Here is a 21,953-nt window from a genome sequence, read left to right on the forward strand (position 1 = left end):
CGCCGGAATTATTCATTATTCATAAAAGGATATCTAAAATCCCTGGCCGGCACTAATGTCTCTTTTATCGTCCGGGGGCTGGTCCAGCGTGTCAGGTTTAAAGCACCGCCGGCCTTATCATTGGTGCCCGATCCGCGTGCCCCGCCGAAAGGCTGCAACCCGACCATCGCTCCGGTCGGCTTGTCGTTATAATAAAAATTACCGGCCGCGTAGCGCAATATCTGGCAGGCCTTGACCAGGGCGTACCTGTCATAAGAAAAGACCGCGCCGGTTAAGGCATAGGGCGAAGTTTGGTCGCAAATACGCAGGGTCTTCTCAAAATCCTTATCGTTATAGACGAAAACGCTCATTACCGGGCCGAAGATTTCTTCCCGCATGGTTACGAAATTGGGGTCGGTCACCTCGATAACGGTCGGCTGGATGAAATACCCTTTGGATTTATCGCCCGTCCCGCCGGCCAGGATTTTCGCCTCACGCGAAGCCTTGGCTTTCTTGATATAGCGCATGATATTGTCAAAGGAAGGCTCGTCTATGACCGCGTTCATGAAATTGGACATATCTTCCACGCCGCCGACTTTTATTTCCTCAATCATTTCCAGGAGGTGCTGTTTCGTTTTATTCCACAGGTATTTCGGTATGTAAGCGCGCGAAGCGGCTGAGCATTTCTGCCCCTGGTATTCGAAGCCGCCGCGGACCATTGCCGTGGCAACTTCCACCGGGTCGGCTGAGTTATGGACGAAGATGAAATCCTTGCCGCCGGTTTCCCCGACGATTCTTGGGTAGGATTTGTATGTCCCGATATTCCCGGCCGCCATTTTCCATAAGTTGTTAAAAGTGCCGTTTGAGCCGGTAAAGTGTATGCCCGATAAATCAGGGTGGTTGACGGCGGCATTGCCGATTACCGAGCCACTGCCCGGGACGAAATTAACCACGCCCGGCGGAAGCCCCGCCTCCTGGAAAATCTTCATGAGGTAATAATTGGAAAATAGCGAGGTCGAAGCCGGTTTCCAGACTGTGGTATTGCCCATCAATACCGGGGACATGTTTAGGTTGGACGCAATCGCCGTGAAGTTAAACGGCGTGACGGTAAAGACAAAGCCTTCAAGTGGGCGGTATTCTATCCGGTTGAGTTGGGTATGGTCGGATTTTGGCTGGAGCTGGTAAATCTCCGAGGCGAAATAGACATTGAAACGCAGGTAATCAATCGTTTCGCAGGCCGCGTCGATTTCCGCCTGGTAAACACTCTTGCCTTGACCCAGCATAGTGGCGGCGTTGATTAGATAACGATAGCGTTCGGATAAGAGTTCCGCGGCTCTGAGCATGATAGAAGAGCGTTCAATCCAGGAAATGCCTTGCCACTGGATTTTAGCCTCAAGCGCCGCTTTGATGGCCAGCTTTACCTCTTTATCCGTGGCCTGGTGATAAACCGCCAGTGTTTTCCTGTGGTCATGGGGCATGACGACCTTGCCGGTTTTCCCGGTCCGGATTTCCTTCCCGTTGATTATGAGCGGTATTTCTATTTGCTCTTTGCTTAGCCTTTCCAGTTCATCGACCAGTTTCCCTCTTTCCGGACTGCCCGGGGCATAGGTGTAAATCGATTCGTTCTTAGGGGATTCAAACTTAAATATAGCCTTGTCCATAGTCACTCTCCTTATTAATTATGCTGGTGCAAAAAAATATTATAATAACTATTTTAGCCATTGTCAAAAATAACTGAAGAGATTATTCCACCACAGAGTTCACAGAGAAATTACTTTGATTTTATATTATGAATTTAATAATTAACTGTCTCTCTCTGTGTCCTCTGTGGTGAAATGTACCCTTTACCCTGACCGTATGGATATCGTATTAATATATATACGCCGTATGTATAATCATACGCTTTTTATACGGTTTTGGTCCTTTTAGGCGGTCCGGCCTAAAATAATTCTACTTTTCCAACTTTAATAAAATCAACCAATTAACTAATCTCTAATCACTAATTAACTGAATTTTACCATTCTGGCATACAATTTGCTATATAGTAAGATGAGGTGATGAGATATGAAAAAGATAAATAACAAAATGATGTCCAAAGGAGCGGTAAAAATAAGCCTTCTTTTAGTATCAATCGGCATTCTTTCCGCGACCGCGCTTTTAGGTTCCGGTTCATCGGCTATCAATCAGGCGAAGCATGCGTTTGATAGTCTCGCGGCGCTGGGCTGGCTGGAGAAATTCATTATCGTCTGCGTCGTGGGCTGGATTATCTTTGTATTGAATGTAAAGAGAATCGCGGCCGGCTATTTTAAGGATATAATTGTAAAAGCAAAGGCAAAAGCTGGCAAGACGGCTAAACCAGTTGTTAAGGGTTGGATGGCGAATAAATCCCAAGGCGCGCCTGAAAGGGAAAATAGGTTAAATATCAGCGTACTTGGTCCGGACGGTGAATGCGTTGCCCGGCAGAGTTCAGAACTTATTAGTTTAGCAGAGAGGACAAGATTTGCCAAGCCGACCCAGAATATTGCCCAAGAGAGTTTTAAGGTCCAAACGGCAGAATGGGTGAATGGCGAATCCATGCCGGTTATAACCAGATAGGGATATATATGAAAGTAATCAGTTTATGGTTGTTAGTTGTTAGCGCGGTGGCGGTGATGATATTAGGTGCAGTATTATTATTGAATCAACCGGCTAAAGAAAACCTGCCTCCGGTTTCCCAAACAGAACTAACGGCCCAAACAGAGAAACCGAACACAACTGTTATAGTTTCATATAAATGGGGGGAATGAGTATGAAAAAAGCGATGCTAACAATTCTGGTAATAAGCTCATGCTGGCTAACCATGGCGCCCACTGGCTGCCCTATCAATGAAACAGCTAAAGACAACACTGAAACAACATCGGGAAGCAGTGTTTGTATCCCTAATGCGCCTTCAAATTTAGAGATAACAGGCCGTTCCGAAACGGGAGTAACTATTTTCTGGAAAGATAATTCAAATGACGAATCTGGTTTTAAAATAGAACGAAAATCTTCCGGAGATGCGAATTATTCTCAAATTGCAACTGTTAATGCGAATGTTATTTCTTACACCGACACCGGTTTAATAAACAATAAAACTTACTGCTATCGTATAAAGGCATATAATATTGCAGGAGAGAGTTTATTATCAAATGAGGTTTCGGCATCAACATTAATTCCTGCGTATATGTTGCCGCAGGTTCCTAGAGGGTTTACAGCGACAGCGGTATCCCCATTTCGAGCGGATTTATATTGGGATTATGATGAAAGCAATAATTATGATTACGAATTAGAACAGAGCATAAATGGAAGCAGTTTTACCAGGATTGCCAGTATGATTTATAATCACCCTTTTTATTTCATTAGCGACCTTACTCCGGAAACCACTTATTATTATAGAATGCGAACAATGAACTCAATAGGAACTAGCCCCTATTCAAACATATTAGACATTACCACACCGTTTATAGATAATTCTATCGAATCACATAATATAATAACCCCTCAACCAAATAGCTATTGGATAACAGTTTCTGCCAATAGCTCTTCTACAATTGCTTTAATGTCTGATGGCTCTCTTTGGGGCTGGGGAGATAATTATTTTGGTCAATTAGGGCTTGGAGCTGATACATCTCCTCAGTTAGTACCTGTAAGAATAGGGAAAGACAATGACTGGAAAGCTATTGCAGCCGGAGGGGGGCATACGCTTGCCTTAAAACAAGATGGTTCATTATGGGCTTGGGGGTTTAATTGTCATGGTCAATTAGGACTTGGCGATAGATATTCTCGTTATATCCCTAATAGGGTAGGAACTGATACTGATTGGAAATTTATTGCTGCCGGGTCTCAGTCTTTTGCCATAAAAGCTGATGGTACGCTTTGGGCATGGGGTTGTAATGATGGCGGAAGATTAGGGCTTGGCGATGAAATTAATCGTTATGTGCCTACGCAAGTCGGAACCGCTACTAATTGGAGTTCAGTTGATTGCGGGAACCATTCTGTCGGATTAAAAACAGATGGGACTATTTGGTCCTGGGGAGATAGTTGTTGCGGAGCATTGGGGCTTGGCGATGTAAATTCCAGCAAAACCCCCGCGCAAATCGGAACGGATACAAATTGGAAAATAATTTCCTCCGGAAGTGAACATAATATTGCCCTGAAAACCGATAGCACACTTTGGGCTTGGGGGCGCGATGAGGCATTAGGATTAGGAGATACAATAGATAGAAATGTCCCCGTTAGAGTAGGAACGGATGATGATTGGGAAACAATCAGTGCGGGAATGGGACACTCTTTAGCCATCAAGACCAATGGGACTCTTTGGGCATGGGGGTATAACTGCGGACAATTAGGGCTAGGCAATTTTGACAGATATTTAATACCAACACAAGTTGGATTAGATACTGATTGGCTGGCTATCGCAGCCGGAAGCTATCATACCGCAATTATTAAAAAGAATAAAACTCTTTGGATGTGTGGTATGAATTGGGACGGAAGATTAGGGCTTGGGGATAATACGGACCGACTTGTTCCGACTCAAATAACAACTCAGGAACCACCTCATAGTCCTCCTGCCGCACCTTCTGATCTAAGCGCTATGGTAATTTCATATTCACAAGTTAATCTCAGCTGGGTTGGTAATTCTGATAACGAAGATGGTTTTATAATAGAACGTAGTTTCAACGGAATAAGTTTTACCCAGATAGCCACAGTCGGAGCGAATACTAATATCTATCATAATACTGGATTGGTTGAGTCAACCACTTATTATTATCGGGTACGCGCCTACAATACAAGCGGTAATAGCGCCTATTCTAACCAATTATCTGCAACAACATTTGCTGAGTCACCGTCTGACCCAATTCCTGAGGCGCCTTCTAATTTGAGTGCTACAGCCGTATCATCTTCTCAGATTAATCTTACCTGGGCATATAATCCTGAGAATCAATATATTCAACATTGTCTCCAATGGAGGGACAGTTCAGAAGTTTCTTTTTGCCATCAAACTTGGATTGGGTCAAATACGACTTCTTATATTCATACAGGTTTAGCTATATCAACTACTTACTATTATAGAATAAAAATATCCTTCGAATCCGGCGTTACTTATTCCAATGTGGCATCTACGACTACTTTTGAGCCACCCAGTTCTATGGTTAATGCCCCATCGGCTTTGAGTGCCACTTCCGTGTCTTCGTCCCAGATTAATCTGTTCTGGGTTGATAATTCATCTGATGAGGCTGGATTCAAGATAGAACGCCGTACCGGATTGGGCGGTGTTTATCAATTGGCCGCCATCGTCGGTCCGAATATCACTTCTTACTCCAATCAGGAACTAGCGGAAAACACCACCTATTACTATCTGGTCCGGGCATATAACTCGGCCGGAACAGACAGCGCTTATTCAAATGAAGCTTCTGCCACCACATTCGTTTATTCTCCGCCGGATGTAACCCCGACCATTAGCGGGATTGCAAGCCCATCATTAAACCAGGAATGGACGGTCGGCGATATCAATCAGATAATTACGTGGACGACAACCGCCATCGTCAATCCAGTCGATATTTATTATTCGGTCAAAGGTGATTGGACCGATACGAAACCATTGGCCTTGGGGGTGGCCGGTGGAATTGGAACGAGATACTACTCATTACCCAGCGTGCCGGACGATGTCTCAAGCGGCTATACGGTAAAAATCAGGATATGCGAGGCGAGTAATCACGCTAATTATATGGATAGCGGCAGTTTTAAGATTAAGGCGTCCTTAGGAGTTGTGATACCTGTCGTCGGGATATGCAGAGTGGGGAGGGAGCAGATTATCCAATGGGTGAGCAATGCAGACTCATTATCAAGTGTAAAACTGTATTACTTAAAAGATGCCGCCCCAAATTATATAACCACCAGGCCGAATATAAAAGGAACCAATAGTTATATGTGGAAAGTGCCGGATGCGGCAATATCGGATGATGTGCAGATAAGGATAGAGGAAGACAATGATTCTATGGTCAAAAAAGATGGGACGGTTTTTAAGGTAAAACCGGAATTGAAAATAACATCGCCCGGCGCAACTAGTGGAGAAGCATATACAGTCGGAGACCCGTTAACAATTAACTGGATATGTACGGGCACACACCCAGTCGTGGTAAACCTCGAATGGGACAGGAATGATGCCAACTGGCAACCATTGCCTAATGCCATAAACGGTTCAGCAGGAGCCAGTTCATCAATAGGTTATGCAAATATCAGCGGCACCAATTGGTATGCCTTTGCCATCCCGAATGACATGTATTGCCAGACCGTAAGAATAAGGATAAAGCATCAAACAGATAATGACGTGTCAAGCGTATCTGCAAATACATTTAAGATTAGGGCTGATTTTGTGGACATAAGTGTAACCGGCTCCTTGGGGTTAAACATCGTTAAGGTCGGCGAAATCGCCACGATTAACTGGACACCGATTGCCCAGGCCAATTGGGTTCTTTTGACATATTCAAGTGATGGAATTAATTTCTCCAAAGTGATAACTCCATATTTCGTGGCTAATTCAGGCAGTTATTTATGGCGTGTCCCAAATGATATCCAGCCGTCTTGCAAGATACGAATTACTGATTTTAGCGACTGCACGGTTTCAAGCACCCAGGTTTCATCATTCAAGATACGCGGTTATTACCACTTAGATTCGCCGAATGTGGAATTCATGGTCTGGAAAGTAGGCGAGGCAAAAACCATTAACTGGACGACCTATGGTTCGGGCGGTGGAATCGGTCAGGTTAACGTGCAGTGGTCTAAAGGCGACGGGATTTGGACCACCTTTGAAAACGGGCAGGGCATAATCGGGGTCGAAAACGGACAGGCTTCCCTCAGCATAATCATGCCCGATGCCATCACCTCGACATTTAAAGTCAGGATGGCAATGTATTCGGATTCAACCATCTATGATGAGAGCGATTATAATATGACGGTTAAAGGGAAAATAACCGTAAATAACCCTGATTCCTCCACGACCTGGTATTTAGGCGACCCTGAGCTGATTACCTGGACAATAAACGGAACAATGGAAAATGTCAGGCTGGATTATTGGGATAATCCTGCCGGGCAATGGAAACAAATCGTATCTTCGACGCCGGCGAAGACATTGGGGAATCTCGGTAGTTATATCTTAACCAATGTCCCTGATTTAAACAGGGATGATGTAAAGATAAGGGTAACACAGATTGGGATAAATGCAGCGTTAAGCGCCGAGGGCGAATCTGTAGTTTTTAAGATAAGGCCTAAATTACAAATAATCTGCCCGCCCTCCACACCGGGAGAAACTTTTACGGTCGGTCAAAATGTCGCTATCCAGTGGACTTACAACTCGGATTCGCCTTTAGTGATTACCGTATCTTACCTGAAAGACGGCAATCCGACGGTGATTGTGATAACACCCTGCCTGAAAGGAACCAATAGTTATTTATGGACTATTCCCCAAGAAGCGGTTTCAGACAATATAAAAATAAGACTTGAATATTGGAACAATGATAAGATTGAAAGCGCCGTTTTTAAGGTTGTAACTAATTAGTTTTTAATAATACCTTTGACAGGACGGTGCCGACTAAAGTAGGAGAATAAATATTAAGTATGAATCAACCGTCATAATCCCATGTCAATGAAAGGAACAAATATGAAAAAGATAATACTTACGATTCTGGTAATCAGCGCCTCTTGGCTGACCATGGCATCGCAAGGGTGCCCCCAAATGAACAAGGAAGATTTGGAAGACATTCTCAGCGGGAGTAGCGGGGATATTCCATTGATCCCATCATTTCTTAGTGCGAATGCCGTATCATCTTCGCAAATAGATTTGTTCTGGCAGGATAATTCTACCAATGAAGACGGGTTTAAAATAGAGCAAAGCCTTGATGGAGAAGAATATTATCATCTCGGTACGGTTAATACTGGCGTTACCTCATATATTGTTCACAGGCTGACTAGTAATACAAGATATTATTATCGAGTATCCGCATACAATTCATCCGGTAATTCTGGTTATTCTACGGCCAGTGCTGTTACAAATAGTTCCGGGGATACTTGGAAAACATCAGTGATTGATAGCAAAGGAGTAAACAAGGTCGATGGAGATAATTGTATAACGGTTGATTCAAACGGAAAAATCCATATTAGCTATATTTATTATGGTCAGTATTATTGGCTAAAATACGCTACAAATATCACGGGCACATGGAACACTTTTACGATAGAAAAAGCATGGCTTACCACCTCTATCATTTCAGATATAAATAATAAAATTCATATATGCTATGCTTCTCCTGACTTTAAGGGAGGAGCCGATAGCTTAATTAAGTATGCGGTTAAAACTCCAAGCAATTGGGAAATTTCTGTTATTAATAAATCGTTTAACAATATCCATTTTTCTGATATTGCATTGTCTGAAACAGTCGCCCCTTCCGTTATCCATATTGTATATCGGGATGCCGATGATTATGCGCTTAAATATGCTACAAATGAAACAGGCTCGTGGAATACTTTTTCGTTGGACAATACCGGCCAATGCGAAAGCCCTTCTGTTGCGGTAGATTCAAGCAATAAAATCCATGTTGTTTATACAAGCAGAGGCGTTCTCAAATACGCAACAAATAATTTCGGGGCATGGATGGCTTTCAATATTTCTTCGGAGCAGGCTCGTTTTCCTTCAATGGCTATAGATTCTAATAATAAGCTTCATATAAGTTATTTAAGCGGTTGTAACAGCGGTTCCGGCCCTCTTAAATATGCAACAAACGCCGGCGGAAGTTGGGTCGTTTCTACTATTGAGCAAGCGGAATCTTCGGAACAGCATGATTTAGGAAATGCGGGATGGTCCATCTCCATTGCGTTAGACCAAAATAATAAAGCGCACATTAGTTATTACGGTAACAAGGGTGAGCTTAAATATGCCACAAATAAAAATGGAAATTGGGTTAGAATAATTATTGATGATATTGGCTCAAACAGGCACACTAAATCTACTTCAATCGCTGTTGATTCTGATAATAAAATCCATATTAGTTATTATGATGAGGTTAATAATAACCTGAAATATGCAACAAATAAATGAAAGGAATGAATATGAGAAATGTTACTATAATAAAGAAACGAAAACCCCTAAAAAAATCCGCGTGAATTCTTGATAAAAGATTCGTATATTTTAGCTAATAACATTATAAAAAAACAAGGGTAAGGAGTTTCGGCTCCTCCCCCTGCTTTATTGTTTCCGTTACTGGATTATTTATGGTATAGGGCTATCGCCCTAACCACTGAAAATCACATTAAAGTTATCTTGTAATGATTTACTTGATTATCCCCAGCGCTTTGCAGCATTTGCCGATTTTGTCCAGCACGAAGGTCAGTTCCTCTTTTGTATGCGTCGCCGTCACAATCGTCCGAACGCGCGCCTTGCCCCTTGCCACGGTCGGGAATACGATTCCCACCCCCAGAACGCCCTCTTCAAATAGCTTCTTGGCAAGTTCCATCGCCTTCCGTTCCTCTCCCACGATAATCGGCGCAATCGGGGTCTCGGTCTCGCCTATATCCAATCCCAACTGCCTCAAACCTTTTTTAAAGAAATCCGCGTTCTCCCATAATCTCGCGTGGATTTCCGGCTCGCTTTCCAGCACTTCCAACGCGGCGATGCATGCCGCCGCCACTCCCGGAGGATGACCCGTCGAGAACAGGAACGGACGCGCCTGGTGCACCAGATATTCGGTCAGGTTCTTTGTCCCGGCGATATAGCCGCCCAAACTTCCAAGCGCCTTGGAAAGCGTGCCCATATCGATATCCCACTTGCCGTGAAGCCCGAAGTGGTCAACCGTCCCGCGCCCGTTTTTACCGAGGACACCTTCCCCATGCGCGTCATCCACCATGGTGAATGCCCCGTATTCCTTGGCAAGCTTGTAAATCTTATCTAAGGGTGCGATATCTCCGTCCATGCTGAAAACGCCGTCCGTTATAATCATGATGCGCGGAGCGCCCTTGTTTTCCTCCAACACCTTCTTCAGGTCGGCCATATCCTTATGCTTATAGATATGCCTTTTCGCTCTGGTTAAGCGGACGCCGTCAATAATGCTGGCGTGGTTAAGCTCGTCGCTGATGACGACGTATTCGCCTTCCTCGTCTTTATTCAGCGGATTGGTCAGAATCGCCTGAATACAACCCCGGTTGGCGGCGATGCCTGCCACGAATGTTAGCGCGGATTCCACTTTCTTGAATTTCGCCAGCTTTTCATCCAGCTCCTTGTGGACGGACATGGTGCCGATAATCGGACGGACCGCGCCGGCGCCAGCGCCCCATTTCTCGGTCGCCTTTATCATCGCATCCTTAAGCTTGGGGTGGGTGGCAAGCCCGAGGTAATTATTGGAAGAAAGGTTCACCACCTTTTTGCCGTTGACGATGCAGGTGGGCGTCTGCGCGCTTTCCACCACCTTGACGTAATTATAAATCCCTTTGGCTTTCAAGTCGTCCAGATAAGGTTGTAAGAAATCCAATCCTGCCATATCTCAATCTCCTTTCAAACGCCCCCGACCCCGAATGCTTTCGGGGTCAGGGCTGGTTCCGCCTCTTCAGCGGGCGGGATATACATCAATTTAATCTTACTCTAATCCAAAATCCGGTCAAAATAATTTGCTCTTTATCCAACCGGCTTTTTACTATCCAGATACCCCTGCAAAATCAGCTGTGCGGCAACGGCGTTGATGCGTTTCCTTTTATCCTGCCGGCTCATCTTTATCTCACGCAGGCGCTCTTCCGATTCCACGCTGGAAAGCCGCTCGTCATACGTCTCGACAGGGAGCGAAAGTTCTTTCCTTAAGGACTCGGCAAAGGCAAGGACGGTTTTGGCGCGCTCTCCCAATGACCCGTCATATTTATAAGGGATGCCGATGACGATTTTGCCGATATTTTCTGAACGGGCGATATCACCGATGGCGGAAAGCTTTTCCGCGGAGTCTTCGGTCTCTATGACGCTATGCGGGAGCGCCAGGGTTTCTTTATCATTCGTAATAGCCACGCCGACCCTTTTAGTCCCGTAATCAATCCCTAAAATGCGCATAAATCAGAACGTTACATTTATATTTACTGCTGGGATTCTTCTTTTATCCTTTCCATCTCTTTAAGGGCGTCTTTGGCATCTTGATGATTAGGGTCGATTTCAAGAACTTTCTTAAAGTTCTCTTCAGCCCGAACGGCATCTCTTTTTTGGACATAACATAAACCGATGCTGAAATAAGCGTCGGTATCCTTTGGATTAAATTTTGTCACCTGATTATAATCGGCAATGGCTTTATCAAATTCCTGAAGGTTTTCGTAAGAAAGCCCCCGGTTATAATACGTATCAAACATTTTGGGATTCAGTTCAAGTGCTTTGCTGTAATCCTTAACTGCTGCTTCGTAATCGCCTTTCATATGTAAAGCCGAACCGCGGCATTTATACACATCAGCAAAATCAGGTTTAATATTCAGGGCTTTATTATAATATTCGATGGCCTTATCCAAATTACCGGAAGTTTTATGAACCAATCCTAATCCCATATAAGCGGCGGCAAAGTTAGGGTTAATTTTAATTGCCTGGTTATAATCTACCATCGCATTTTTCAAATCACCGCTTGTGTAATAATTAAAACCCCTGTTGACATAGGCTTTATCAAAAGACGGCTCCATCTTGATTGCTTTAGTAAAATCCGCAATGGCGTTGGCGTAATCGTTATTTTTCTGGTAGACGATACCGCGATTAAGGTAAGTACGCGGGTTTTCCGGATCCAGTTTAATTACTATATCATAATCAGCCAATGACTTTTTATATTCTCCCAATACTTCATAAATTATTCCGCGGTTCATATATGCTTCCGTATGTTTCGGATTAATTTTTATATCTTCTGAATAATCTGACAGGGCATTAATATTATCCCCTTCTTTTTCATAAGCCATGCCTCGATAGAAATAAACCTCAGGGTAAGCAGGATTAGACATGATTACCTTGGTAAAATCCGTAATGGCCGGCTTGCCTTCACCTTTTCCTGCAAGATAAGTATAGCCGCGGTTGTAATAAGCATCTACATGATTCGGATTAAACTCAATCGCCTTGTTGAAATTAGCAATTGCCATATCGGCATTTTTCTGTTCAAGATATTTTATTCCTTGTTCAAAATAATTATTAGCCTGTGTTATATTGCTTGAAGAAGCGCATCCTATGACTAAGAAAAGACCAAGAACCAAAACCATAAGTATTCCAGTGTATATCTTCATAATATTCTCCTTTCTTTGTATAAAAAGAAAAATATATCCTAATTTAATTATATACGAAAAGCAAGCAAAAGACACCTGTTTTTACTTTACAATTGCGCCTATTCTGATATAAATTAATCAATTATGGCTAAATTTTATATCACGACACCCATATATTATGTAAATGCGGAGCCGCACATCGGCACGGCATACACGACCATTGCGGGCGACGTCCTGGCGCGCTACCACCGGATGAAGGGTGACGAGGTATTCTACCTGACAGGGACGGACGAGCACGGGCAGAAAATCGCCCGCACCGCCAAGGAAAAAGGCATCACCCCCAAGGAACTGGTCGATACGCTCGTTCCCAAATACCAGGAGGTCTGGCAGATGCTCAATATCACCAACGACGGATTTATCCGCACAACCGACCCGAAGCACGAGGCGGCCGTCCAGGCACTCTTCCGTAAGATTTCTTTATCCGGCGATATCTACAAAGGCAAATACGCCGGCTGGTATTGCGTCCCGTGCGAGCGGTATCTACTTAAAGATGAGCTGAAAGAGCAGGCCGGCGTGGCGACGCCCTTATGCCCGATTTGCAAGCGTCCTGCCGAGCATACCGAAGAAACCAACTATTTTTTCAGGCTTTCCAAATACCAGAATAAATTGCTGGAACATTTCAAGGCGCATCCGGATTTCGTCCTGCCCAAGAGCAGGTATAATGAAATAATTTACCGGCTGGAAACGGGAATCGACGATATCTCAATCAGCCGCTCGGCATTCGACTGGGGAGTGAATATGCCGGACGACCCCACGCAGGTTATCTGGGTCTGGTTTGACGCGCTGATTAATTACATCTCGGCAATCGGCTATCCGGCTGACGAGAAGCAATTCCGGAAACTCTGGCCGGCAGAGATTCACCTTATCGCCAAAGACATCCTCTGGTTCCACACGGTCATCTGGCCGGCGATGCTCTTTTCCGCCGGGGTGGAACCGCCCAAGCAGGTCTTTGCCCACGGCTGGTGGACGATGAACTCAGAAAAGATATCCAAATCCAAGGGCAATGTCGTTTACCCGCAGGACGTGGTGGACAAATTCGGGGTTGATGGCGTCCGTTATTTCTTACTGCGCGAAGTGCCGTTTGGCCTCGACGGGGATTTTTCCTACCCGGCTTTAATGGGACGCTATAATAACGATTTGGGGAACGATTTGGGCAATCTCCTTCTGCGGACGCTCACCATGATAGAAAAATATTTCCAGGGAGAAATCCCGTATATGCCGGACGCAGCGGATTCAAAAGAGCTCAGGGAAATGCTTGAAGGCTTGAAGGTAAGCGTGGATAAGGAACTGGGCAAACTCCAGTTCAGCGCGGCGCTGGAAAGAATCTGGGAAGTGGTCAAGCGCGCCAATAAATTCATAGAAGAAACCAAGCCCTGGTCGCTGGCAAAACAGAATCCGGAACGGCTAAAACCGGTTTTATATACACTGGTCGAGACCATAAGAATTATCGCGGTCTGGATTTCGCCTTTTATGCCGGGAACGGCGGATGCGATACTGTTGCAGTTGGGAATAGGCGACGGTAAATCCGACGGATTTAAAACGCCGCCGCATTTACAGATACCCAAGGCGCTTGAGTGGGGACAGGTGAAGGGGAAGGTCTCCAAGTCAAAGCCCCTGTTCCCGCGGATTGAGGATAAATAAAATGATAGCCACCTCATTCTGGGACTCCCTATTATCGGGTGTCCCCGAAATCCCGCAAAGCGGGATGGAGCGGGGCTAAGACTCAAAGGCACTAAGAATTTCTTCGTGTCTTGGTGCCTTGGTGGCAAATTACTATAAAGTTTTATGAAAGATAAAACAATCTTTCTTCCTTACGGCAAAAGCCAAATCAGGCTCAGGATTCCCGACCATATAAAGTTTAAGGTGCTGGATATAAAGAAAACGCCTCCGGTGGGTAATTTTAAGCAGACACTAAACAAGGCGCTGGATAAGCCCATCAATGCGTTGCCCTTCAATCGTAATTTCAGGAAAGGCGATAAGGTAACAATCGCCATACCGGATAAAAGCCGCAGGGGTTATTCCCAGCTGGTCTTAGAAATCCTGGTACAGCGGCTTAAGGCGTGCGGGATTCCGAAATCAGATATCACCATTATCATCGCGCGCGGCACCCATCCGGCCCATTCAAAAGAGGAACTGAAGGCACTGATGGGAGAAAAGATTTACAGAACGTTTAAGATAGTAGACCACGACTGCCGCGACGCCAAGCAACTCGAATATGTCGGCCGGACATCTCGCGGGACCGAGGCGTCTTTAAACCGCGCGATAACCGAAGCGGATAAGATTATCACCTGCGGGGTGATACAGTTCCATTACTTTGCCGGGTTTTCGGGAGGACGGAAACTGATTACACCCGGATGCGCAGACTATAATACCGTTCTTAATAACCACCGCCTGGCATTAAATCCGGAACCGAAAACCGGGAAGCATCCGAATGCCACGATTGGCAGGCTCGCCGGAAACCCGATGCACAATGACCTTATGGAAATTATAGAGCTCCTTAAAGCGAAGGGGAAAGTGCTATTTTCCATAGATATGGTCTTGAATTCCGAGCGCGAGGTTTCTCACTTTTCCTGCGGCGATATAAGAAAAGCGCATGAAAAAGGCTGCGCCCTGGTTAAGAAAACATATACCAGGAAGCTTGACAAACCAGCCGATTTCATTATCGCTTCCGCCGGGGGATTCCCTTCGGATATAACCTTTATCCAAACCCATAAAACCATCGAGCACGCCTCAAAGGGATTGAAGTCTGGTGGGAATATGCTGGTTTTAGGTGAATGTGCCCAGGGAATCGGCTCGGAGACTTTCCTGCCATGGCTGAAGTATAAAAACCTGGATAAACTGGAAAAGAATTTGAGGCGCAATTTCGCGATAAACGGGCACACCGCCTTATGCACCCTTATCAAGGCAAGGGATTTTAATATCTATATGAAAACCGCGCTTAACGACAAGCTGGTTCAGGATATGGAAATAAATCTTGTTAAAGATGTGCAGGAGACATTGGATAAGATACTGGAATCACTGCCGCCAAGGGCATCGGTTGTAATCATTCCGCAGGGGTTTAATCTGGTGCCGGCATTGTAACCACGGATAAACACGGATTCAACCGCAAAGACGCAAAGCAATTCTTTATAAGGAATCCAGAAAGACATGATATTCTTGGTTTCTTGGTCTCTTTATAAAAAGAATAATCTGCCTCTGTGTCTCTGTGGTGAAAAACAGCTTATTTATTCTCCGCGGCCATGACTGCCGCGCCTAACGCGCCGACGTATTCCGGCTCTTCGGGAATCAGGAGGTTTTCCACTTCCAGGCTTTTCTTAAGCGATTCGACAAAGCCCTTATTACGGGAAACGCCCCCGATAAGCACCACATCCTTTTCTATCCCGATACGGCGCACCATTGATGTGATGCGGCTGGCAATGGCATCGTGGACCGCGCGGGCAATATCCGCCTTGGGGGTTTTGGCGTGGACCAATGAGACGACTTCGGATTCGGCAAAGACCGCGCACTGGGCGTTCATCGCCACGGCCTGCTGTGATTGCATGGAAAGATTTCCTATTTCCTCTGTCTTCACTTCCAAAGCGCGCGCCATGGCTTCGGTAAAGGAGCCGGCTCCGGCCGCGCATTTCTCATTCACGGCGAAATCTATGACCTTGCCGGTGGCATCGCACTTTATGCCTCTGCCTTCTTCGGCGCCGACATCAACCACGGTCCGGGCAGAAGGGAAAAGGGTGACCGCGCCGCGTGAATCTGCGGTCACTTCGGTCACTTCCTGGTCGGCTGAAATCGGCGGGTGCATATAGACTTCTTTTTTGCCGATTCCGGTAACCGTGATTCTTTCAATATCGTTCCTGGATATTTTTGCCGCGGCAAGCGCTTCGGCAAAGGCCTTTTCCGCGGAGGCGCGCTGGTCGAATCCGCCCAGAATCATGGATTTACCGATAATCTTTTTATCTTTGAGAATGACAATCTTAATGGTCTTGGCTCCCATATCAACGCCGGCGGTTATCATATTTAATCTACTTTTTAATCTTCAAGTTTCTTCAGATTCAATGTTTCCATGAATGTATCAATTCTGGTCATGGTACGCGCTTCGTCGAATTCCCTTTCATCGCCCATATTGCCTTCAAAAACCATTACCGGGAATCCGGCTTTTTGTATCGCTAATCTATTTTCGGCAATGCCCAATGACAGGCCTTCGCACCCGCGGTTGTAATGGAGCATCACACCGTTAAGTTTCCATTCCTTGGCGATTCGTATCATCATATCGCTTTTCAAGGACGGCGAATAGAAATGCTGCCATTCCGGCTTGGAAATGTTCCATTCAGCCAGGACCCTTAAAGCCTGGTCGCGTGTCTTTATCTTGATGCCTTTCTGCTGGGGAGTGGTTTTAGCGCCCCAAGAGCCGTCCGGTTTTTCTTCCCACAAGCCGATTAGCCCGAAGGTATAAAGCGAGCCGACCGAGACGCAGCCGAACTTTTCCAAATACCTGAATACCTTTAAGAAAGCCCAGGGCGGCTGGGTATCGCTCATTACCCGGCAACGTTCGTTGGGAATGGCGGCGATACCGCGTTTTACCCTGTCTTTTACTTCGTCGCGCAGTTCTTCGTAGAAATCCGCCACGATTTTGTGGTGTTTCATGAGTGTCCCAAGGACGTAGAGCGAATACATGGTCTTTTCATCCAGCGGCGCCGGCACGGCCTTATTATAAAGGCAGACTTCTGCCCAGGCCGAAGTCGCGCGGCATTCGTCATACACGGCATTAATCAGTTTCTCATCGTTGTATTTGCGCTTGGTGGTCTTTTCCAGCCAGTCAATTCCTTCATGCATCTGGCCGACCACGTAATCAACCCGGTTTTTAGTTACCTCATGCTCCGGCCCAACCGCGACATCAATGCAAAATGTCGGTATGCCGCCTTCAAGGTCACTGGCTACCTGGTACCATTTGGCGTGGCTGCAGCAGATATGGTCCTGCCACATGAAATCGGGCTTGGGAAATTTTCCGCCGAAGGCGTATTTATCCAGGAGCACCGAGCCCCAGTAATTTCTCATATAGGAACACAGGTCTCTGGCGAATCCGTATTTTTCCGAGGCTTCCTGGCATTCCAAAGCGAATTCCTTGTTCCAGGCGATGGACGCTCCGTAAGGCTCGCCGGTCAAGGGATAGACATCATCACCCAATCCTGCGGGGATAGCGCCGAAAGACCAGGCTCCCCCTGCCCAGCGCAGAGCACCTTTTTCGCGGGCGGTGGCGTAGTTTTTGTAATAATCCATCCTGATTTCTTTGGCTTTATCCCAGCATTTTAATTGTTCGGTCGGATACTTATTCATACAAAATCCTTCCCTTATAGAAATTATTTTATCATCATTAATTGGCGAATGTTCATTGTAATTACCAGCAGAAAAGATGTCAATAAAAACAATCACCGAAGTCCTGAAGCCGAAACCGATGGAAGCGTTATCTATTATATACTGAGTTTATCGAAGGACAACGCCTTTTAAATAGAAAACTATTTTGACATTTCAATTGGCAAGTGTTATAGTTATGGCATGAAAATTACGGAAAAAGAAATCCGCTCGTTCAATAAAGTAAACCTCGGTTCGGGAATTAACCTCTACCTATGCCCGACAGACCAATTCAAGACCGTTTATCTCAAGCTTTTTATCCACACGCCACTGGATGAAAATGTTACCGCCAATTCCCTCTTAACCAGCGTGCTTTTGCGCGGATGCAAGAAATATCCGAATATGAGAAAAATCGTGGCGTTCCTGGATTCGCTTTATGGGGCAAATTTCGGGAGCGATGTCAGTAAAATCGGCGAGCGCCATCTCCTGGAATTCCATTTCGAAGGCGTGGCAGACCGCTTCCTGCCGGAAAAGGCGCACGTCCTGGAAAACGGATTGACATTCCTTAAGCGGCTTCTTGCCGAACCTTTGGTCAGGAATAATGGGCTTCCGGCGGATTATGTAACACAGGAAAAGCGCAATCTTAGGAATGAAATAAGCGGCCTTAAAGACAACAAAATCGCCTATGCCCACCAACGCTGCGTGGAGGAAATGTGCCACTCCGAGCCTTACCGCATCTATGAAGAAGGCAGAATAGAGGATATCGATTGCCTGACCGGGCAGGATTTACTGAAACGGCTCCAAGAAGTTATTTATAAATACCCGATAGATATTTTCATACTCGGCGCGTTCAGCCCGGATAAGATAGAAAAATCCGTCCGGCGGATATTTTCTGTAAAGCGCGACAAGGCCTCAACTGAAGTGCCGGCAACATTCGTCAACAAGAAAGTGGAAAAGGAAAATATCATCCGGGAAAAAGCAGAGGATGCCGAGCAGGCAAAACTGGTCATGGGTTTCCGCACTTATACCACCTGGAGTGACGAGGATGTCTTCCCGATGATGATATTTAACGGGGTACTCGGTGCATTCCCGCATTCCAAGCTTTTCTGCAATGTCCGCGAAAAAGCGGGACTGGCGTATTACGCCTCATCATCAATAGAACGCAACAAGGGGCTAATGTTTGTCCAGGCGGGCATCGGGTCGGATAAATTCGAGCCGGCGGGCAATATCATCAAGGAACAGATTAACGAGATTAAAAAAGGCAATGTCTCTGACGATGAGATGTCCGCAACCATTAAATCCATCGACGACCGTTACAAAACCATCCGCGACACGCCGTTTTCTTATATCGGCTATACGCTGGAACAGCTTATCAACCAGCGAACGGATTCCCTGGAAACATTGAGGGAAAAGATACGTTCGGTTACCAAGAAAGACGTTATCCGCATGGCGGATAAGGTAAAGCTGGATACGGTATACTTTTTATCTAACAAATAAAGCAGACCGGAATAACTATGTGCCCTGATATTAAATCAACGCTCCGGCCGGAAGACCTCATTTCACTTATCGAGATTTCCAAGGCAATGGTGGCAGAACCGGATATGGATAAGCTCCTGACGTTTATCCTTAACAAAGCAACCGAGGTCCTTAAAGCCGAGCGCAGTTCCTTATTTATGTATAATCCCCAAACCAACCAGATGGAAAGCCGGATTGCCCAGAAGGCGGATTTTAAAATCACTGTTCCCATGGGCAAGGGAATTGTCGGCCACACTGCCCAAGAACGCAAAAGCGTAATCTGCCCGGATACATACAACGACCCGCACTTCATGCAGTTGATAGATAAGATGACCGGCTACAAGACGCGCAATATCCTTTCCACCCCGCTTATCACCCCGGAAGGCGATTTGATAGGCGTAATCGAGGTCTTAAATAAAATAGAAGCGCCCAATAAATCTGAAACTTTCTCGGATTACGATGTCAGTCTGGTTGAGGCATTTGCCTCTTACGCGACGATTGCCATCCGGAACGCCGCCCAGCGCGCCGAAATACATCTCTTGAATAAACAGTTGAGCGATAAGCTGGAAACCATAGAAAAAGAGCTTCAGGTTAAATATCAATACGGCAACATCATCGGGCAGAGCCCGAAAATGCAGGAAATCTACCGCCTCCTGGAAAAAGCCAAGGACACCTCTTTCGCGGTTTTGATACAGGGCGAAAGCGGGACCGGAAAGGAACTTATCGCCCGGGCGATACATTTTAACGGGCCGCGCGCCGGGGAAAAATTCCTTTCCCAAAATTGCACGGCGATTCCGGAATCGTTGCTTGAAGCCGAGCTTTTCGGCTATGCCAAAGGCGCGTTTACCGGCGCCAACCAGGACCGTAAAGGCCTTTTCGCGCTGGCTGACAAAGGAACGCTCTTCCTGGATGAAATCGCGGATATGAGCCAAGAGATGCAGAAAAAACTCCTGCGCGTCATACAGGAAGGGGAGCTGCGTCCCATCGGCGGGAAGGAAATCCTCAAAGTTGATGTGCGCCTGGTAACCGCCAGCAACAAGGATATCCGGGAACTCGTCCAGCAGAAGAAATTCCGCGAAGACCTTTTCTATAGGCTGAACGTGATACCGATAACGCTTCCTCCTTTAAAAGAAAGGAAGGACGATATTCCGCTTTTGGTCAACCACTTCCTTGATAAGATTGCCAAAGAGACCAATTCCGAAAGGAAAGCGCTTGATAAAGAAGCGCTGAAGATATTTATTTCCTATAACTGGCCAGGGAACGTGCGCGAGCTTGAAAACGAGATTAAGAGGATGACGGTCCTCTGCGATGAGACATTGAGGGCGCAGGATATTTCGCCCCATATATTAAATACCACGACAAAGATATCAATTGCCGGCGCGGCAGGGGAAAGCCTGACCCAATCCAAGATATTGAAGGAAGGCAGGAAAGAGATAGAAAAGCACATTATCACTAGAGCACTCGAAGAAAATGGGTGGAATATTACCAAGGCAGCGGAGTATCTGAAGATGCTCCGTCCCAACCTTTCCGCCAAGATGAAGCAACTGGGGATAGAAAGACCTGAGAAGTAAAACTGGTGGTATAATATCCTTGTTATAAAGGAGTTTTATCGGTGGGATGTCCCGAACTCACGATTTGAATGAGGAGATTGATGTGAATACTATAGCTGTTTCAGAAAAAGGCAATAAGGTGTTTGTTGAAATCATAAAAGATTTAGAAACCGCTATTCCTAATATGTCCTTAAATGATTGGAAAGATATTTTGTTACACGCAACGTTTGAAAGCTTCAATGAAACTCTTACCCATAAGGAAGAAATTGGACAAAACATATGGGAAGGAGTTAGAAGTATTTATGATAACAAGGAAAAGATAGTGTCTGATTTGTGTGATTCTACTATGGCGTTAATTGATAAGTATTATGCAAAAGGATTTACGAACGCCCTATCGGAAGATTTTGAAACCGTAAAGCAATACGCCGAAAATTCAAAAGACGATGCGATGAAAAAGCTTGAAGGTTTCTATAATCTTTCGCGTGAAGAAAAAATAGAAATACTGGCGATCGTGGTTTTAACATTGCTGGTGTTTTTTGCTTCTGCCGGGGGGTTGGATTTAGAAGGGGGGATGCCTGATCTTGATATAACGTTTTTAGGTATCGGAGGACATAGAAATATATTTTTTCACAGCATAATTATCGGGTTGGGATTTGAATTCCTTTTACGCTTTGTCACGCATTTGATTAATGCTTGTTATAAACATCTTCCTGAATCCCACAATAAAACTTGGGATGTAATAAACAATATTATAACAAAATCAGAAAAATATTCTGTTATGGCTTTGTGGGTAGGTGTCGGGGCTCATTTACTAAAAGACGCCAAAGTATTTGATGGCCGGATAAAACCGTATGCTGGCTTACCAGGAAGTCATCCTATGGGTTTTCATAAAGTACTTTTAGCCTCAAATGCATTCGCTTCCGCAATATTCAGCTGGCATAAACAATAAATTGGTAGGGCCTTGAAAAAGAGGGGACTTTCTCTCTGAGTGACTTCTCTGGGGAACAATCACCGCGTCTTGTAACCCCCTATTTTTCCGGAATACAAACCATCCTTTTTGGGAAATACCGGCTCGACAGAACCGCCGAAGACTTTTAAAAACCCTACCCTCCCCAAGAGAGAGTCCCAGTATTCCATAGCGAAGATGCCCGGATACCCAAGCGAATAACTCCCCATACCCAATAAATGCATTCCCCTTACCATTGTAATATATCCTCCTCAGCGTATAGAATA

At 45.4% G+C, this 21,953-nt stretch carries 15 protein-coding genes; 9 read left to right on the forward strand and 6 right to left on the reverse strand.

All coding sequences use genetic code 11. From position 1 onward, the window contains the following. Nucleotides 1–8: 8 nt before the first annotated feature. The gene (pruA, locus tag HY811_12340; protein ID MBI4835593.1) at nt 9–1,640 is read right to left on the reverse strand and encodes an L-glutamate gamma-semialdehyde dehydrogenase; all 1,632 of its coding nucleotides are present in this window, start codon (nt 1,638–1,640) and stop codon (nt 9–11) included. A 403-nt stretch (nt 1,641–2,043) separates the two neighbouring features. On the opposite strand from pruA, the gene HY811_12345 reads away from it, so the two are divergent. The 4 genes from HY811_12345 to HY811_12360 all read left to right on the forward strand — a co-directional run bounded on the left by HY811_12345 (nt 2,044) and on the right by HY811_12360 (nt 9,091). Continuing rightward, a complete protein-coding gene (locus HY811_12345; GenBank protein MBI4835594.1) occupies nt 2,044–2,574 on the forward strand; it encodes a hypothetical protein in 531 nt (176 codons plus the stop codon). Between the two features lie 8 nt (nt 2,575–2,582). Next, the gene (locus tag HY811_12350) at nt 2,583–2,765 is read left to right on the forward strand and encodes a hypothetical protein (protein MBI4835595.1); all 183 of its coding nucleotides are present in this window, start codon (nt 2,583–2,585) and stop codon (nt 2,763–2,765) included. A 2-nt stretch (nt 2,766–2,767) separates the two neighbouring features. Then, nucleotides 2,768–7,555 carry a fibronectin type III domain-containing protein gene (locus tag HY811_12355; protein MBI4835596.1) on the forward strand — a complete coding sequence of 1,596 codons (4,788 nt, stop codon included), beginning with the start codon at nt 2,768–2,770 and terminating at the stop codon, nt 7,553–7,555. 102 nt (nt 7,556–7,657) lie between these two features. After that, on the forward strand, nt 7,658–9,091 hold the full coding sequence (locus HY811_12360) for a fibronectin type III domain-containing protein (protein ID MBI4835597.1): 1,434 nt from the start codon (nt 7,658–7,660) through the stop codon (nt 9,089–9,091). Nucleotides 9,092–9,323: 232 nt separating this feature from the next. On the opposite strand, the gene HY811_12365 is transcribed toward HY811_12360, so the two are convergent. From HY811_12365 to HY811_12375, 3 genes are all read right to left on the reverse strand, one after another. After that, the gene (locus HY811_12365; GenBank protein ID MBI4835598.1) at nt 9,324–10,526 is read right to left on the reverse strand and encodes a glycine C-acetyltransferase; all 1,203 of its coding nucleotides are present in this window, start codon (nt 10,524–10,526) and stop codon (nt 9,324–9,326) included. Nucleotides 10,527–10,660: 134 nt separating this feature from the next. Further along, entirely contained in the window at nt 10,661–11,080 is a 420-nt protein-coding gene (gene ruvX / locus HY811_12370; GenBank protein MBI4835599.1) for a Holliday junction resolvase RuvX, read from the reverse strand. A 23-nt stretch (nt 11,081–11,103) separates the two neighbouring features. After that, complete coding sequence (locus HY811_12375) at nt 11,104–12,273, reverse strand: tetratricopeptide repeat protein (protein MBI4835600.1); 1,170 nt, start codon at nt 12,271–12,273, stop codon at nt 11,104–11,106. 123 nt (nt 12,274–12,396) lie between these two features. Here HY811_12375 and metG point away from each other — a divergent pair, with 123 nt between their 5' ends. Together metG and larA are read left to right on the forward strand one after the other, a co-directional pair. Continuing rightward, complete coding sequence (gene metG, locus HY811_12380; GenBank protein MBI4835601.1) at nt 12,397–13,953, forward strand: methionine--tRNA ligase; 1,557 nt, start codon at nt 12,397–12,399, stop codon at nt 13,951–13,953. 144 nt (nt 13,954–14,097) lie between these two features. Further along, nucleotides 14,098–15,393 (forward strand): nickel-dependent lactate racemase, encoded by a 1,296-nt coding sequence (larA, locus tag HY811_12385; protein MBI4835602.1) that lies wholly within the window; start codon nt 14,098–14,100, stop codon nt 15,391–15,393. Nucleotides 15,394–15,532: 139 nt separating this feature from the next. Here the strand turns inward: larA and HY811_12390 are convergent, their stop codons facing one another. After that, complete coding sequence (locus tag HY811_12390) at nt 15,533–16,321, reverse strand: CoA activase (GenBank protein MBI4835603.1); 789 nt, start codon at nt 16,319–16,321, stop codon at nt 15,533–15,535. A gap of 14 nt (nt 16,322–16,335) precedes the next feature. Continuing rightward, a complete protein-coding gene (bzdO, locus tag HY811_12395; protein ID MBI4835604.1) occupies nt 16,336–17,640 on the reverse strand; it encodes a benzoyl-CoA reductase, bzd-type, subunit O in 1,305 nt (434 codons plus the stop codon). Between the two features lie 219 nt (nt 17,641–17,859). On the opposite strand from bzdO, the gene HY811_12400 reads away from it, so the two are divergent. From HY811_12400 to HY811_12410, 3 genes are all read left to right on the forward strand, one after another. After that, complete coding sequence (locus tag HY811_12400; protein ID MBI4835605.1) at nt 17,860–19,152, forward strand: insulinase family protein; 1,293 nt, start codon at nt 17,860–17,862, stop codon at nt 19,150–19,152. 17 nt (nt 19,153–19,169) lie between these two features. Continuing rightward, the gene (locus HY811_12405; protein ID MBI4835606.1) at nt 19,170–20,741 is read left to right on the forward strand and encodes a sigma 54-interacting transcriptional regulator; all 1,572 of its coding nucleotides are present in this window, start codon (nt 19,170–19,172) and stop codon (nt 20,739–20,741) included. A gap of 82 nt (nt 20,742–20,823) precedes the next feature. After that, nucleotides 20,824–21,669, forward strand: coding sequence for a hypothetical protein (locus HY811_12410; protein MBI4835607.1), 846 nt, complete (start codon nt 20,824–20,826; stop codon nt 21,667–21,669). Nucleotides 21,670–21,953: the final 284 nt, after the last annotated feature.

The organism is Planctomycetota bacterium, from assembly GCA_016207825.1.
Classification (GTDB): Bacteria; Planctomycetota; MHYJ01; order JACQXL01; family JACQZI01; genus JACQZI01.